General features: G+C 71.3%; 8 protein-coding genes. 6 read left to right on the forward strand and 2 right to left on the reverse strand.

The genetic code is table 11. From position 1 onward, the window contains the following. The first annotated feature begins 33 nt into the window (after nt 1-33). From ACVFYP_RS07615 to bcsD, 4 genes are read left to right on the forward strand one after another with little or no spacing between them, the layout of a single operon-like run. Complete coding sequence (locus tag ACVFYP_RS07615) at nt 34-834, forward strand: cellulose synthase operon protein YhjQ/BcsQ (RefSeq protein WP_499199561.1); 801 nt, start codon at nt 34-36, stop codon at nt 832-834. Then, nucleotides 831-5747, forward strand: coding sequence for a UDP-forming cellulose synthase catalytic subunit (gene bcsA / locus ACVFYP_RS07620; RefSeq protein WP_499199562.1), 4917 nt, complete (start codon nt 831-833; stop codon nt 5745-5747). Before ACVFYP_RS07615 ends, bcsA begins: the two co-directional genes overlap by 4 nt. Then, nucleotides 5747-9628: a cellulose biosynthesis protein BcsC gene (locus tag ACVFYP_RS07625; protein ID WP_499199563.1), complete on the forward strand. Its 3882-nt coding sequence runs from the start codon at nt 5747-5749 to the stop codon at nt 9626-9628. The genes bcsA and ACVFYP_RS07625 overlap by 1 nt, the downstream gene beginning before the upstream one ends. A gap of 14 nt (nt 9629-9642) precedes the next feature. Beyond that, the gene (gene bcsD / locus ACVFYP_RS07630; RefSeq protein ID WP_499199564.1) at nt 9643-10125 is read left to right on the forward strand and encodes a cellulose biosynthesis protein BcsD; all 483 of its coding nucleotides are present in this window, start codon (nt 9643-9645) and stop codon (nt 10123-10125) included. Between the two features lie 20 nt (nt 10126-10145). Here bcsD and ACVFYP_RS07635 read toward each other — a convergent pair whose 3' ends face one another. Both ACVFYP_RS07635 and ACVFYP_RS07640 read right to left on the reverse strand, forming a co-directional pair. Next, a complete protein-coding gene (locus ACVFYP_RS07635) occupies nt 10146-12197 on the reverse strand; it encodes a hydantoinase/oxoprolinase family protein (RefSeq protein WP_499199565.1) in 2052 nt (683 codons plus the stop codon). A gap of 128 nt (nt 12198-12325) precedes the next feature. Beyond that, nucleotides 12326-14011, reverse strand: coding sequence for a hydantoinase B/oxoprolinase family protein (locus ACVFYP_RS07640; protein WP_499199566.1), 1686 nt, complete (start codon nt 14009-14011; stop codon nt 12326-12328). Between the two features lie 65 nt (nt 14012-14076). On the opposite strand from ACVFYP_RS07640, the gene ACVFYP_RS07645 reads away from it, so the two are divergent. Both ACVFYP_RS07645 and ACVFYP_RS07650 read left to right on the forward strand, forming a co-directional pair. Further along, nucleotides 14077-15561: an AMP-binding protein gene (locus ACVFYP_RS07645; RefSeq protein ID WP_499199567.1), complete on the forward strand. Its 1485-nt coding sequence runs from the start codon at nt 14077-14079 to the stop codon at nt 15559-15561. Next, on the forward strand, nt 15558-17003 hold the full coding sequence (locus ACVFYP_RS07650; RefSeq protein WP_499199568.1) for an MDR family MFS transporter: 1446 nt from the start codon (nt 15558-15560) through the stop codon (nt 17001-17003). The genes ACVFYP_RS07645 and ACVFYP_RS07650 overlap by 4 nt, the downstream gene beginning before the upstream one ends.

The following is a 17003-nucleotide window of genomic DNA, read 5'->3' on the forward strand; positions in this document are numbered from 1 at the left end:
GTTCCACGTTTTCACGGGAGGCTTCCCCCGACCATGCCGCTGATCTGCTTCGCGTCTCCCAAGGGCGGCGTCGGTAAGACCACCCTGGCGGCCAATCTGGCCGATGCCCTGCAACGCGAGGGCCGGCGCGTGCTGGTCATCGACTTCGACCCGCAGAACACGCTGCGCCTGCATTTCGGCGTGCCGCTGTCCGATATGGGCGGCTTCACCTCCGAACTGCCGCGCCGCCCGGACTGGCGCAGCTGCGTGCGGGAGACTGCCTCCGGCGTGATGGTCCTGCCGCATGGCGCGATGGAGCTGCGCGGCGCGCTCGGCCTGGCCGCGGCGCTGGAGCGGGATCCGGAGCTGCTGGCCGCGCCGATGCGCGCCATCCTCTCCGACCCCGGCCTGACCGTGATCGCCGACACCTCGCCCGGCCCGTCGCATGCGCTCGCGGTGCTGGTGCCGATGGCGTCGATGGTGATCGCCGTGCTGCAGGCGGAAGCCATCAGCGCGGCGCTGATCCCGGATATCGACAGCGGCCGCTTCCTCGGCTCGGGTACCATGGCCGCGCTGTTTGCCGGCCGCCTGCGCGTTGTGCTGAACGAGGTGGACCTGAATTCCCGCCTTTCGCGCGCGGCCGCCGATGCGGTGGCGCGGCATCTCGGCCCGCGCCTGCTCGGCGCGGTCAGCCGTGACGAGACGCTGGCCGAGGCGCTGGCGATGCAGAAGCTGGTGCAGGAGATCGCGCCGGACAGCCGCGCCTCCGAAGACATCCGCGGCATCGCCCGCGCCATCGAGGCCGCGCTGCCGGCTGCGCCGGAAGGCTTCGGCATGGGTTGGGGCGCGCGATGAGCTTTGCCCAATCCCTGCGACAGGGTCGTGCCTTTCGCGGCGGGCCCTGGGCGCGACGGTGGGTATCCTGGCCGTTGATGGCGCTGAGCCTGATCATCGGCCTGATTTTCACGGTTGCGCCATTGCAGGCGGAGCAGCAGGCCTGGCTGGCGGTGGCCGGCTTCCTGCTGTTCCTGGTGGCGAATCGCATCCCGGGCCGGGCGATGACGATCTTCATCGTCTTCATGTCCTGCCTGGTATCGATGCGCTACATCTACTGGCGTCTGGTCGATACGCTGGAATTCACCAGCTTCATCCAGACCTTCCTCGGCACCGGCCTTCTGCTGGCCGAGGTCTATGCCGTTTCCACCATGCTGCTGGCCTATTTCCAGGCGATCTGGCCGTTGGACCGCAAGCCGGTGCCGCTGCCGGAGGATCCGGAGGAATGGCCGACCATCGACGTCTTCATCCCGAGCTACAACGAGCCGCTGGAAATCGTGAAGCCCGCCATCTACGGCGCGCTGGCGATCGACTGGCCGCGCGAGAAGATGAACGTCTATCTGCTCGATGACGGCCGCCGCGACGAATTCCGGCGCTTCTGCGAGCAGGTCGGCTGCAACTACCTGATCCGCGCCGACAACAAGGGCGCCAAGGCCGGCAATATCAACGCCGCGCTGAAGGTCACCAACGGCGAATACATCTGCATCTTCGACTGCGACCACGTGGCGACGCGCGCCTTCCTGCAGCTGACCGTGGGCTGGCTGCTGCGCGACCGCGACCTCGCCATGGTGCAGACGCCGCACCACTTCTATTCGCCCGACCCGTTTGAGCGGAACCTGGCCTCCGGCCAGCGCGTCCCGAATGAGGGCCTGCTGTTCTACGGCATGGTGCAGCAGGGCAACGACCTGTGGAACGCCACCTTCTTCTGCGGCAGCTGCGCGGTGATCCGGCGCGAGGCGCTGCTGGAAGTGGGCGGCGTGCCGACCGAGACGGTGACGGAGGACTGCCACTGCTCGCTGAAGATGCAGCGGCGCGGCTGGCGCACGGCCTATCTGCGCATCCCGCTGGCCGCCGGCCTCGCGACGGAACGGTTGATGTTGCATATCGGCCAGCGCATGCGCTGGGGCCGGGGCATGATTCAGATTCTGCGCATCGAGAACCCGATGCTGGGCGCGGGCCTGAAGTTTTATCAGCGCTGCTGCTACTTCATGTCGCAGTTCCACTTCCTGTTCCCGCTGCCGCGCTTCGTCTTCCTGACCGCGCCGCTGGCCTTCCTGCTGTTCGGCGAGAGCATCATCGCCGCATCGCCGCTTGCGATCATCGCCTATGCGGGCCCGCATATCCTGCATTCGGTGGGCGCCACCAGCCGGCTGTCGGGCCATGTGCGGCACAGCTTCTGGTCGGAAATCTACGAGACGGTTCTGGCGCTGTATTTGATCCCCGTCATGCTCGCGACGCTGCTCGACCCGAAGAAGGGAAAATTCAACGTCACCGACAAGGGCGGCACGCTGCAGGAAGGCTTCTTCGACCTGCGCGCCGTGGGCCCGAACATGGTGCTCGCGCTGGCGCTGATCGCCGGCCTTCTCTCGGGCATCTACGGCCTGACCACCAATCCGGTGGACAGCCTGGACTTCCAGGCCTTCGCGCTGAACTTCCTTTGGGCGGTGTTGTCCTTCGTGGTGGTGCTGGCGGGTCTCGCCGTGGGTCGTGAACGCCGGCAGGTGCGCGAACGAGCGCGCGTCGGCGCCGTGATCGCGGCGAATGTGGTGCTGGCCGATGGACGGGTGATCGAAGGCGAGACGATGGACCTTTCGCTGGGTGGCGCCGCCGTGGCGATCGAGCGGCCGGCCGATGTGCCGGAAGATCTGGCGATCACACTGGAGCTGGATGTGGGCCCCGAATGGGTCGCGATTCCGGCGGAGGTGCTGCGCTGGCAGGACGGGCGGATGCAGCTGCGCTTCGCGGCGCAGACGCTGCATGACGAGGGTAACATCGTGCGCGCCGTTCTGGGTCGCGCGGATGCTTGGGTGGATTGGGACGACGTGCGCGAAGATAAACCACTCCGCAGCCTGGGCGAGGTGGCACGGTCCATCGGCGGCCTGTTCCGCGGCGACAGCCAGTTCTCCTTCTTCACCCGCCGCCAGCGGCGCAACCGGGTCGTGATGAGCGCGCAGGCCCCGGCCGCCGAGGCAGTCACGGCGGAAGCCCCGCCGGAGCCCACGGCACCCACGCGCCGGGCGCGGGGCGAAAGCACGGTGCGTCGCGCCGCCGCGGTCGCGCTGGCCTTGGCCCTGTCCGCGCCGGGTCTGGCCCTGGCGCAGGTCAATCTGCGCGGCGCGCCGCCGCCGCCCTCGCCCTTGCAGCCCGGTCCGCAGGGCTTGCCGCTGACGCTGACGCCGCAATCCCCCGGGGTCGGCACCTTCGGCGCGCCGGCGACCCAGGGTGGCGCGGTGCCCTTGCAGGTGCAGGGCTCTCCCTTTGCGCAGCCCGGCCAGCCGCCGGCCGGTCCCCCCGGTGGCAATGTGCTGATGCCCTTCGGGCAGCAGACGGCACCGCCCGCCGGCGCCCCGCTGACGCCCTTCGGGCAGCCGGCCCAGCCCGGCCAGGCACCCTCCGTCTCCGGCGCCGGGCCGCTCGTTCCCTTCGGGCAGGTGGCGCCCGGCCAGGTGCCCGGCCAGCAGGTGCCGGTCGGCACGGTTGGTCAGGTGAATACCGGCCTGCCGCCGCTGCCGCAGGCCCAGCCCGCCTTCCAGGGCGGTCCCGTCATCGGTGGCTTCGGCGCGCCGACCGGCGATATCGGCTCCACCCGCACGGAGACCCGCACGCTGCGCCAGCTCGGCCTGCGCGCGCCGATGCAGATGCGCGGCACTTCCGACCTCCAGGGCGTCCTGTTCGGCGTCCGTGGCGATGAGGTGGTGACCAGCGCGCGTCTGGTGCTGCAAGGCGCGACCAGCCCGGCGCTGATCCCGGAATACAGCCAGGTGGCGATGGCGCTGAACGAGCAGTTCGTCGGCGTGATCAACCCGGACCGCAACCGACCGGCCTTCGGCCCGCTGGAATTCCCGATCAACCCGGTGTTCTTCGCCGACCTGAACCGGCTGAACTTCCGCTTCACCGGCCGCTACACGCTGGAGTGCAACGACCCGCTCTCCGGCCTGCTCTGGGCCAATGTCTCCGACCTCTCGACCCTGCAACTGACGCTGGAGCGGCTGCCCTTGCAGCGCGACCTGGCGCGCCTGCCGGAACCCTTCTTCGATCCGCGCTTGCTGCGGGAACCGCTGGTGCTGCCGGTGGTGGTGCCGCAGGCGGCGAGCAATGAGGGCCTGCAGGCGGCGGCGACCGTCGCCTCCTGGTTCGCCGTGCAGGCGGATTATCGCGGCGCGAGCTTCCCCGTCTCCTTCACCCTGCCGCAGCGCGGCAATGCGGTGGTGATCGCGGGCGGGCCGGAAGCGATCCCCGGCCTGGCGCTGCCCCGCTTCGACGGGCCGACCCTGGCGCTGGTGCCGAACCCGACCGACCGCTTCGGCCTGATCCTGGTGGTCGGCGGCCGGACCGGGGAGGAAGCGGCGCAGGCCGCGGTGGTGCTGGCCGGCAGCAAGGAAGCCCTGGCCGGCGAAATCGCCGTGGTGCAGCCCATCACCGTGCCGGCGCGCCAGCCCTATGACGCGCCGCGCTGGGTACGCAGCGACCGCCCGGTGCGCCTGGGTGAGTTGGTGGACCCCACCGAGCTTCAGGCCTTCGGCTACGCGCCGGGTCCGATTTCCGTGCCCTTCCGCACCGCGCCGGACCTCTACACCTGGCGTGGCCGGCCGCTGCCGGTGGAGCTCAACTACCGCTCCCCGCCCGGTCCGATCACCGATGTCGCGGTGTCGCGCCTCGATATCGCGCTGAACGACATTTATCTGCGCAGCCTGCCGCTGCGCGATGCCGACGCGCCCTGGCCGCTGAGCTACTTCTCCCGCCAGTTCGGCCAGTCCGAGCGCATGACCGGCCGCTTCGGCCTGCCGCCCTATCTGATCTTCGGGGCGAATGAATTGCAGATGCGCTTCGACATGCGGCCGCTGCACCGTGGCGACTGCATCGCCGTGCCGGCCGATGTGCGCGCCGGGATCGACCCGGACAGCACCATCGACCTGTCCGACGCCTATCGCTTCACCACCCTGCCGAACCTGGCCTTCTTCTCCGGCTCGGGCTTCCCCTTCACCCGCATGGCGGATTTCAGCGACACGGCGGCGGTGCTGCCGGACCAGCCGAATGAGGTGGAACTGACCTCCTTCCTGACGCTGATGGGGCGCCTGGCCTCCCATGTCGGGCATGCCACCACGGGCATCCGGGTGGTGCGGCCGGCGGCGCTGGACAGCGTGGCCTCGCGCGACCTGCTGGTGATCGGCACGCTGGGCCGCCAGCCGGCGCTGGAAACCCTGCTGCGCGACGGGCCGGTGGTGCTGGAAGGCAACCGCCTGACCGTGGCGCTGCCCGATGCGCTGGAAGGCTTCCGCAACCTGTTCCTGGGTGACGAGCCCCGGGTTGCGCGGGAACAGGCGCAGGCCCTGCTGGCGTCCACCGGCGACGGCCTCGGCATCCTGATGGGCTTCGAAAGCCCGCTGCGCTCCGGCAAGTCCGTGGTGGCGCTGACCGGCACCACCCCGCAGGGGCTGGAACAGATGCTGGCGGCGCTGCGTGACCCGGAACAGGCGCCGCGGGTGCAGGGTGATCTGGCGATCCTGTCCGCGGGCCGGATCAGTGGCTTCACCCTGGGCAACCATTACACCGTGGGTACCCTGCCGCCCTATATCTGGCCGCAATACTTCCTGCAGACGCGTCCGGACCTGCTGCTGCTGCTGCTCGCCATCTCCTGCGCCATCATCGCCATTCCGGCCTATTGGGCGCTGCGTCGCCGCGCGGCCATCCGTCTGCGGACGAGGACCACATGATGAAAAGCCCGACCCGGACGATCCGCGCGGGGCTGCTGAGCACCGCCTTGGTGGCCGTCAGCCTGGCGGCCAGCCCCAGCTTCGCCCAGGATCGCGGCATCGCGGCCCTGCTCGATCAGGCGAATTACTGGAAGCTGCAGAACCGCCCCGACCAGGTGGTGCGGACTCTGGAGCGTGTGTTGCAGGTGGACCCGCGCAACGCCGACGCGCTGTCCGGCCTGGCCGAGGCGCAGGCGCAGCTTGGCAATGTCGCCCAGGCGCAGCAGGCGCTCGGCCAGTTGCGGGCCACCGCACCGGCTGATCCGCGCACCATCCAGGCCGATGTCGCGGTGCGCACCTCCACCGTCGATGCCGCCGCACTTGCCCAGGCACGCCAACTCGCCCAGGCCGGCCGCAATGCCGAGGCGGTGGAGCGCTACCGCGCCATCTTCTCCGGCGCGCCGGTGCCGGACAGCTTCGCATTGGAATACTACCAGGCCCTTGCCGGCACCGAGGCTGGCTGGCGGGAATCGCAGGATGGGCTGGGCCGGCTGGCCCGGCGCAACCCGAACAACACCGCGGTGCAGCTCGCCTATGCCCAGGTTCTGACCTATCGCGAGGAAACCCGCGCCCAGGGCATCGACGCGCTGCGCCGCCTGTCCGGCCAGCCGGGCAGCCAGCAGAGTGCCGCCGCCGCCTGGCGCCAGGCGCTGACCTGGCTCGGCCAGGGGCCGGAGGCGGTGCAGCCGCTGGAAGGCTACCTCGCCCAATTCCCGAACGACGCCGAGATCCAGCGGCGGTTGGAGGAGGCGCGCGCCCAGGCGCAGCCCACCGACCCCACCGGCAATATCCGCATGGATGGTTGGGAGTCCTTCAGCGAGGGCCGGCTGCGGGAGGCGGAGCAGCGCTTCTCCGCCGTGCTGGAGGTGAACCCCAACGACCCGGAAGGGCTCGGCGGGCTGGGTCTGGTGCGCCTGCGTCAGGGACGCCGGGCCGAGGCCGCGCGCCTGCTGCAGGCGGCGATCGATGCCGACCCGTCGCGTCGCGCGAATTGGGAGGAGGCGCTGCGGGGCGCCACTGTGGTGCCGCGTGGCAATGCGGGCGTGGGCCGTGGTGGCGGCGGCGGCGGTGGCGGCGCCCCGGGGCCGGATATCCAGGCGGCGCGCAACCTCGTTGCGCAGGGCAATATCAGCCAGGCGGAGCCCGTGCTGGCGCGCATCGTCGCGCGCGGCGGCGGCGACCGGCCGGATGCCGAGGCGCTGCTGGGCGATATCGCGCTGCGCCAGGGCAATGCGGCGTTGGCCGAGGAGCGCTATCGCTCCGCGCTGGCGCGGCGCAGCAATTTCGGCGCGGCCATGTCCGGCCTCGCCAATGCCTTGCAGGAACAGGGCAAGTTCGCGGAGGCCGAGGAGGTCTATCGCCGCATCGGTGGCACCAACGCGCCGCAGGTCCGCGCCGAGGCCCTGCGCGCGGAAGCGCAGCGCACGGATGACCCGCAGGCCGCCGCCGCGCTGCTGCGCGCCGCGATCCAGAACGACCCCTCCAACCCCTGGACACGGCTCGACCTGGCGCGGCTGATGGCGCAGTCCGGTCAGGGCGCGGAAGCGAACCAGATGGTCGCCTCCACGGTCGCGAACCGGGCGACGCCGGAGACGATCCACGCCGCCGCGATCTTCGCCTTCGAACAGTCCCGCCCCGCCGAGGCGGTGCGGCTGATGGAACGCATCCCGGCCCGCGCGCGCACCGCCGCCCACAACCAGCTTCTGGCCTCCGCGCGCGTCCAGGCGGAGGTGCAGGACGCGGTCGCGCTGGCGCGGCGCGGGCAGCGCCAGCAGGCGCGCCAGCGGCTGATCGCCATGGCCTCGCGCCGCGATCCGACCGGGGAGGTCGGGCCGGCGGCCGTGCGGGCGCTGAACAGCATCAACGACACCCGCGGCGCGCAGGAAGCGGCGCGGATGTACGCCATCGCGGCGCGTGGCCAGGCACCCGCCGCCCAGTTGGCCGCTGCCGGTGCGCTGGCCGAGGCCGGGCTCAACCCGGAGGCCTCCGCCGCCGCCCAGGCGATCGATGCCGGGCGGCTGACCACGGATCAGCGCCGGCAGGCCAATGACCTTTCCGCCGGCCTGTCGATCCGCGCCGCCGACCAGTTGAACCAGCGCGGCCAGCAGGCCGCTGCCTTCGACGTGCTGGAACCGACGCTGCGCCAGAACCCGTCGAATCCGGCGGCGAACCTGGCCCTCGCCCGCCTGTACCAGGGCGCGCGGGACCCGGAGCAGGCAGGGCGCATCGCCGAGGCTGTGCTGTCGCGCAACCCGCGGGACACCGATGCGCGGCAGGCGGCGATGGACGCCGCCATCGCCAATCGCGACTGGGGCCGGGCGGAGGCATTGCTGTCCGAAGGCCGGGCGCTGATGCCGAACGATCCGCGCATTCCGCTGCTGGAATCGCGGCTGGCCCGCGCCTGGGGCGACCAGCGCCGCGCCCGCAATGCGCTGGAAGCGGCGGCGCGGATGCGACGCGAACAGATCGGTGCCACCGATACGCCGGGCCTGCTCGGCGGCGCCATGGTGCCGCAGGCGACCCTGCCGGAAGGCCGGCCGTCGCAGTCGGAGAATCCCTTCCGGCGCGTGCCGCTCTCCGGCCAGGATATGGGCGGCCAGGGTCAGCAATTCGCCCAGGCGCAGGGTTTCGGCTCCCCCAGCCTCGGCGGTCCGGCCCAGCCGGCCGATCCGCTGCTGAACGAGATCAACCGCCAGCTGGTGGAGGTTCGGCAGGAAGCCGCACCGCGCATCACCCCGGCGCTGGGCATGCGCACACGCTCCGGCGATGACGGCATCGATGCGCTGACAGAGACCCATGTCGGCGCCGAGGGCAGCATCGCGGTGCCAGGTATGGGCGGCCGGCTGACGGCGCGGGCCAGCGCGGTCTCGCTGGATTCCGGCGATCTGCAGGGCTCGCTCGCCTCCATGCGGCGCTTTGGCGGTTATCCGCTGACGCTGGCGGGGACGGGCGGCACGCTGACCCAGGCGCAGGCCAATACCGCGCGCAACACGGAATCGAGCCAGAGCGGCGTGGCGCTCGGCGCCGCCTATGCCCGCGGCGGCTTCTCCGCCGATATCGGCACCACCCCGCTCGGCTTCCTGCGGGACAATGTGGTGGGCGGCATCGAAATCGCGCCCGAGATCGGCGATGGCGTGCGGCTGCGCGTCACGGCGGAACGCCGGGCTATGACGGACAGCCTGCTATCCTGGGGCGGGTTGCGCGACCCGGCGCTGGGCAGCACCTGGGGCGGCGTGGTCCGCACCGGTGGCCGCGTGCAGCTCGAATTCGCCAGCGGCGACACCAACTTCTACATCGCCGGCGGCTATTTCAGCATGAGCGGCGAAGGGGTGGCCGAGAACAGTCGCATCGAGGCCGGGGCCGGCTTCCAGACCCCGATCTGGCGCTCCGCCACCGAGGAATTGGTGACGGGTCTCGACCTGGTCTACTTCGCCTATGACAAGAACCTGCGCTTCTTCACGCTGGGCCATGGCGGCTATTACAGCCCGCAGAGCTTCATCGCGGCGAATGTGCCGATCGACTATCGCGGGCGGTCCAACAACCTGTTCTACCGGGTGGGTGCGAGCATCGGCGTGGCGACCTTCACCGAGGACCGCACCGAGATCTTCCCGAATGACACCACGCTGCAAGGCCAGCTTGTGGCCCGCTCCAATAGCGAGTCCGGCGTGGATGCCTTCTATGCCGGCCAGTCCAAGACCGGCCTGACTGGCGGGCTGCGCGGCGATATCGAATACATGCTGACGCCGCAGCTGCGCATCGGTGGCGCGCTGCGCTTCGATCAGGCCGCGGATTGGAGCGAGACGCGCGGCCTGTTCTATGCCCGCTACCGCTTCGATCGCTGAATGGGATACGGGGCATGACGGAAGTTCAGGCGACAGAACCGGTGACGGCCGCCTATCTGGCCCGCCGCGGCGTCGCGACGCAGTGGCGGATTTTCGTGCGTGGGCTGGTGGAGACGCTGGACGCGCATCTGGACCATGCCGGACGGGCGGCGCTGATGCGGGCCATCGGGCAGCGCATGGCGGAGGCGATGCCGCTGCCGCATTGCGACACGCTGAAGGGCCTGGAATCCCACATCAATGACGCGCTGGGCGCGGCGGAATGGGGCTATTGCCAGCTTTCCGTCGATGTCGAGCAGCGGCGCCTGCTTGTGACCCATGCCGCCGCCCCGGCGATCGGCACCGGGGACGATGCCGAGGGAGCCTGGGTGGGTGCGGTGCTGGAAGGGCTTTATGCCGGCTGGCTTTCCGGCCAGCCCGGGGCCGATCCGGCGCTGGCACCCACCATCACGCTCTGCGTCGCGGGCGAGGCCAGGCTGGGCTACGGCCGGGCGGCCTGATCTTTCGGCGGGGCGGGGGCTCAGCCCCCGACCGCCACTTCCAGCCAGCCGCGCGCATCCAGCCAGGCCACGTCGCCGGGCAGCAGCAGCACGGTGGTGGTGTCGCTTTCCACGATGGCCGGGCCGGGCAGTTTTTGGCCCGGCGCCAGGGCGGTGAAGCTGTAGACGGGCAGGTCCTGGACCGCGCCGGCCACGAAGGCACGGCGCTGCGCCACCGGCGTGGCCGGGGCAACTGTCGGCAACTCGCGCACGGGCAGGGCGGGCAGGCGACCGATGGCGGCGACGCGGGCGGTGACCAGCACCACCTCCTCCCCCCGCAGGGCATAGGTGAACAGCGCCTCATGCCGGTTGTGGAAGCTTTCGGCGATTTGCGCGGGCAGGCCAGGCGCGTCCCAATCCACGGAGTCCAGCGGCACGCCGACCTCAAACACCTGCTCGCCGTAGCGCATGTCGGCGCTGCGGCGGATGGCGGGCGTGCCGTCCATCCACTCGGCCATACGGGCGCGGGCGGCGGCTTCCAACTCGGCGAAGAGGGCGCGGATGGCGGGCTCGTCCGGCAGGCCGGTGGCGCCGATCAGGCTGCGCGACACCTCGTAGCGGAGGTCGGTCTGCAACATGCCCCAGGCGGACAGGCCCGCCGCCAGCAGCGGCACGGCGACCCGCGCCATGCCCAAATCCCGCGCCACCGCACTGGCATGCAGCCCCGCCGCCCCGCCGAAGGCCAATAGGCAAAAGCCGCGCGGATCGACGCCGCGGCGCACGGTGGCGACGCGGATGCCATCCGCCATGGCGATATTGGCCAGCGCATGGATGCCCGCCGCACACTCCATCATGCCAAGGCCGAGCTTCGTGCCGAGCCGCTCCACCGCACCCTGTGCCGCCGCCAGATCCAGCGACCGCCGGCCGCCGAGGAAGCGCGACCCGTCGAGATAGCCCAGCACCAGATTGGCATCGGTGACCGCCGGCTCCGTGCCGCCCGCGCCGTAGCAGGCGGGGCCGGGCACGGCGCCCGCGCTGCGCGGCCCGACGCGCATCATGCCACCTGCGCCCAGATGGGCGATCGAGCCGCCGCCGGCGCCCAGCGTGACGATATCCAGGCTTTCGAGCGCGATCCGCTCCCCGCCCACCACGCGGCCCCGGCCGAGCGCGGCCTCGCCACCGTCGATCAGCGCGACGTCGGTTGAGGTGCCGCCGACATCGAAGGTCACAAGGTCCTGGCCCAGCCCGGCGCGTGCCAGCGCCAGCCCGGCGGCGACGCCGCCGGCGGGGCCGGAGAGGGCGGTGCCGGCGGCGATGCGCGCTGCCTCCGCCACCGGGGCCACGCCGCCATGGGAGAGAATGACAAACAGCGGCGCACGCAGCCCGGCTTCCGCCAGGCGGGTTTCCAGCCGGCCGAGATAGGTGGCGACGATGGGGCCGACGGCGGCATTCACCGCGGTGGTGGAGAAGCGCTCGAACTCCTTGATCTGCGGCAGCACGTCCGAGGAGAGGGTCACATAGGCGCCGGGCAGGGCGGCGGCCACGGCGGCGCCGGCGGCCTGTTCGTGGGAGGGGTCGCGCCAGGAATGGAACAGGCAGATGGCCACGGCCTGCACCTGCTCCGCGCGCAGGGTCTCGATGGCGGCGGCCAGCGAGGCGTCATCCAGGGCGACGGCCACCTCGCCATCGGCGCGGATGCGCTCGCGCAGCGGCAGGCGCAGGCGGCGCGGCACCAGGGGGGCGGGGGGTGAGAGGCGCAGGTCGTAGCGTTCGGGCTTCAGGCCTTCGCGCATCTCGATCACGTCGCGATGGCCCTCGGTGGTCAGCAGGCCGATACGGGCGGTGCGGCGTTCCAGCAGGGCGTTGGTGGCCACCGTGGTGCCATGCACCAGGCGTTCGGTCTGGGCCAACAGCTCAGGCAGGGGCAGGCCGAGCATGCCGGCGAGCACGCCGAGGCCATCGAGCACGCCTCGCGACTGGTCATCCGGCGTGGTCGCCGCCTTGGCGAGGAGGGTGCTGCCATCGGCACCGATGCAGACGACATCCGTAAAAGTGCCGCCGACGTCGCAGCCGATCCGGTAGGGGGCAAGCATGGGCTACTCCAATGTGCGGCCCCCCTCACCCGCTTCGGCCAGGCGCTACGCGCCAAGCCTGCGCAGCCCTCTCCCCCCGACGGGGGGAGAGGGTTGGGTGAGGGGGGCTGTGCCGTTCGAAAAGCGCGTCAGACAAAACCCTCGGCCGCATCCGCCGCCCGCGCGGCCGGGTCGCGCTTCGCCGGGTCGCCCCAGCCGCCGCCGCCGCCCGACCGCACATGCAACACATCGCCGGGCGCGAGCTGCACCCCGGTTTCCTTGGTCCGCAGATCGCGCGGCGCGCCCGTGACGGGAACCAGCCGGTAGTGATGCGGCGCGCCGTCCTGCCCGCCGAGCATCCCCGCCGCGCCGTGCCGGGCGCCGTCGCCGGCGGTATTGGCCCGCGCCGGGCCGGCGGTTTCCACCACCAGCTCCAGCTCCCCGCCGAGTCCGCCGCGATACTGGCCGTCGCCGGCCGAGCCGCCCAAGAATTCGTGGCGGCGGAAGAACAGGGGGAAGCGCGCCTCCGCCATCTCGACGCTACCGAATTTCAGCCCGCCGGCTGAATGCCATTCGCCCGCGCCGGACCAGCCATCGCCGGTCGCATGGCCGCCGCCGCCCGGCCGGGCATGGAACAGGTGCCAGACGAATTTCTTGCCGGCCCGCCGCGGGTCATTGCCCTGGATGGCAATGCGAAAACGGCGGCCCCATCCGCCCATGGCGCGGGCCGGGCAGGCATTGGCCAGGGCCTTCACCACCGCCTCCACGATCTCGTTGGAGCAGTGGCTGGTGCAGAGGGTGACGGCCGCACCCTCCGCCGCGCGCACCACCGTGCCCTCCTTCGCCAGCACCGTCAGCGGGCGGAAGGCGCCGTCATTCTTCGCCACCTCCGGGTCCAGCAGATAGGCGAGCGCCATCCGCACGGCGGAGACGGTGTTGGGCCAGGAGGAATTGACGAAGCCGAGCGTCTGCGGGTCGCTGGCCGTCAGGTCCACGGTCAGGTCACCGCCCTGCTTGGTGACGGTGGCGCGGATGGTCACGTTCTCCGCGCCATGGCCGTCATCGTCGAGCACCGCCTCGCCCTGCCAGGTGCCATCCGCCCAGGTGGCGATGATGCGGCGGGCATGGGCCTCGGCCAGGTCCAGGATGGCGTCCGTCGCGGCGTTCAGCTTCGGGGCGCCGTGGCTGGCCAGCAGCGCCTCCAGCCGCTTCGCGCCGAGTCGGGCGGAGCCCCACATGGCCATCAGGTCGCCCCGGAAGTCGCGGGCGATGCGGGTGTTGAGCGCCAGCATCTGCACGAGGTCCTCGCGCAGGGTGTCATTCTCCCCGAGCCGAATCGGCGGGATGCGGATGCCCTCTTGCCAGATCTCGGTGGCGGAGGGGTTGTAGCCGCCATGGGTGGCGCCGCCGATGTCGGATTGATGGGCGCGGACGACGCAGAGGAAGACCAGTTCCCCATCCGCAAAGACGGGCAAGACAATCGTCAGGTCGGGAAGATGGCTGCCGCCATGCCAGGGGTCATTCAGCAGAAAACAGTCGCCTGGGCGCATCTGGCCGGGAAAGGCCTCCAGCGCGGCTTCGGCGGCAAAGGGCATGGCGCCGACATGAACCGGGATGTGATCCGCCTGCGCCACCAGTCGCCCGCGCGCATCGCAGAGCGCGATCGAAAAGTCGCGGGAGGAGTTCAGGATCTGGGAGGTGGCGGTGCGCAGCAGCGCCTCCCCCATCTCCTCCACCACGGCGCGGAATCGGTTTTCGAGCACCGCGAGGGTGACGGGGTCGGGCGGGGAACTTGGCATGGTTCCGACCGTCACGCCCTGGGCGCGGCGCGTCAAGCGGGGGTCTGTTCCGCCCGGGGTGGTCTGGCGGGGCGCGCGAAGCGGTCGCATCATGCGGGACAATGGAACGCCCTGCCACACTCACCGCCCTTCTGGCCCGCACCGCCGCCGCCCATCCCGATGCGCCGGCCTTCCCCGGGCTGAGCTGGGGGCAGGCCGAGGCGCAGGTGCGGCGCATGGCGGGTGGGCTGGCGGCGGCGGGTATCGGGCCGGGCGACCGGGTGGCGCTGTTCCTGCCGAATCGCCCCGACTTTCTGCTGTTGTTGTTCGCCCTGGCCCGGCGTGGTGCCTGCGCCGTGCTGCTGAACACCCGCTTCCGGGCGCTGGAGGTCGGCAACCTGTTGGCCCGCGCCCGCCCCAAGGCACTGGCCGTCGCCCGCGATTTTGCGGCCGTGGACGCCGCCGCCGTGCTGCCCGACCCGCCCGGATCGCTGCGGATGGTGCTGGGGATGGATGGGCTGGCGGAGGGCCATCTCGCTGGCCTGCCGGTGCTGACTCGCCAAACGCTGCTGGAGGCTGAGGACTCGCCGGATCTGGCGAGGCCCGAGGCCGAATGCCTCACCTTCACCACCAGCGGCACCACGGCCGGCCCAAAGCTGGTGCTGCACCACCAAACCTCCATCGCCGGCCATGCGGCGGATGTGGCGGCCGCCATCGGCACCGATGCGCCGGGCGCCGCGATGCTCGCCGCCGTGCCCCTTTGCGGCACGTTTGGGCTGAGCGCGGCGCTGGCGGCGGTGGCCGGTGGCGCGCGCATCGCCTGCCTGGAAAAGCTGGACGCGCCGGCGGCGGATGCGCTGATCCGGGCGGAGTTCATCACCCATATGGTCGGCGGCGATGAATGGCTGCTGCTTCTGGCCGAGGCCGCCGCCGGCCGACCCTACCGGGGATTTCGCTTCACCGGATTCGCCAGCTTCCATGGCCAGGCGGAGCGGGTGCTGGCGGCATCTGACGCGCTGGGCCTCGCGGTGCGCGGCGTCTATGGCAGTTCCGAGGTGCAGGCCTTGTTCGCCGGCCAGAACCCCGCTGGCCCATATCGCGCGGTGGGCGGCGGCGCGCCGGTCAGCGCCGAGGCCGGCTGGCGGATCGCGGAGGATGGCGAGCTGCTGCTGCGCGGCCCTTCGCTGTTCGACAGCTATCTCGGCAATCCGGAGGCCACCGCGCAGGCCCGTACGGCAGACGGCTGGTTCCGCAGCGGTGATCTGGCGGCGGCGCAGCCCGATGGCGGCTTCGGTTTCCAGACGCGCCGTGGCGATGCGTTGCGGATTGGCGGCTTTCTCGTCTCCCCCGAGGAGATCGAGGGCTTTTTGCAGTCCCAGCCCCGCGTCCTGGCCGCCCAGGTGGTGGAGGCCGGCGGCAAACCCGTCGCCTTCATCATTCCCGGCCCTGGCTATGACGAGGCCGCGCTGATGGCCGCGTGCCGCGCGAATCTGGCGCGTTTCAAGGTGCCGTCACGGATCGTGGCGCTCGAAAGATTTCCGGTGGTGGATGGGCCGAACGGCCCAAAGATTCAGCGCGCGCGATTGCGGGAGATGGCGGCCGGGTGAGCGAGACCGAGAAGAAGCCGCGCGATCCGCGCCCCGTCGCGCCCCGCGACCCAAGAATAGTCGCGGCGATCGTCGCCAGCGCCCTGTTCATGCAGAACCTGGACAGCAGCGTGGTGGCCACCGCCCTGCCGGCCATGGCACGCGACCTGGGGCAGGACCCGGTGCATCTCTCGGTCGCCATCACCTCCTACCTCGTGGCGCTCTGCGTCTTCATCCCGGTCTCCGGCTGGGTGGCGGACCGGTTTGGGCCGAGGCGGGTCTTCATGTGGGCGATCCTGGTCTTCACCGGCGCCTCCGCCCTGGTGGGCCTGTCGCAGGGCCTCGGCACGCTGGTGGCGGCGCGGGTGCTGCAAGGGGTCGGCGGCGCCATGATGGTGCCGGTCGGGCGCCTGCTGCTGCTGCGCCGCGTCAGCAAGGAGGAATTGCTGACGGCGATGACCTGGCTGACCATGCCGGCGCTGCTCGGCCCGATCTTCGGCCCTCCGATCGGCGGGCTGCTGACCGATGCGGTGTCCTGGCGCGCGGTGTTCTGGATCAACATCCCGGTCGGCGCGCTCGGGCTGCTGCTGGTCTGGCGCTTCATCCCGGAGCTGGAGCGGCAGGACCCCGGCCCGCTGGACACGCGCGGGCTGCTGTTCTGGGGCATCGCGCTGGCCCTGCTGGTGTCGGGGCTGGAGACGATCGGGCGTGGCCTGGTGCCGCTCTGGGTGACGCTGGGGGTGCTGGGCCTCGGTGCGCTGGCGACGCTGGCGGCGGTGCTGCATTCGAAGCAGGCGGTGCGGCCGGCGGTGGATCTGTCCCTGCTGTCGATCCCCAGCTTCGGCATGCCGATGGTCAGCGGCACGCTGTTCCGCATCGGCGCAGGGGCGCTGCCCTTCATGCTGCCGCTGACGCTGCAATTGGTCTTCGGCCTTTCGGCCTCCGGCAGCGGATTGCTGACCTTCGCGACGGCGCTTGGGGCACTGACCATGAAGCCGCTGATCCGGCCGCTGCTGCGGCGCTTCGGCTTCCGCACGATCCTGGTGGCCAATGCCGTGGCGGCGGCGGCGGGGGTGGCGGCCTGCGCGCTGTTCAACCCGTCCTGGCCACCCATTGCCATCTTCCTGGTGCTGGCGGCCGGCGGATTGTCTCGCTCGCTGCAATTCACCTCCATGGCCACCATGGCGTTTGCGGATGTGCCGCAGAACAAGCTGGCGGCGGCCACAGCGATGACGGGCACGATCCAGCAATTGTCGGTGGCGTTGGGCGTGGTGCTGGGGTCGCTGACCCTGGCGGCGGGGATGCATTTTCGGGGCACGGCCGAACCGGGCCTGGCGGAATTCCAGGCCGGCTTCGTGGTGGCCGGCCTGGTGATGCTGGCGATGCTGCCCGGCGCGCTGCGGCTGCCGCGGGATGCGGCCGCCCGCGTGTCCGGCCACCGGCCGACGCCGCCGCAGGCGTGA

It is taken from the genome of Roseomonas sp. F4 (assembly GCF_053891155.1).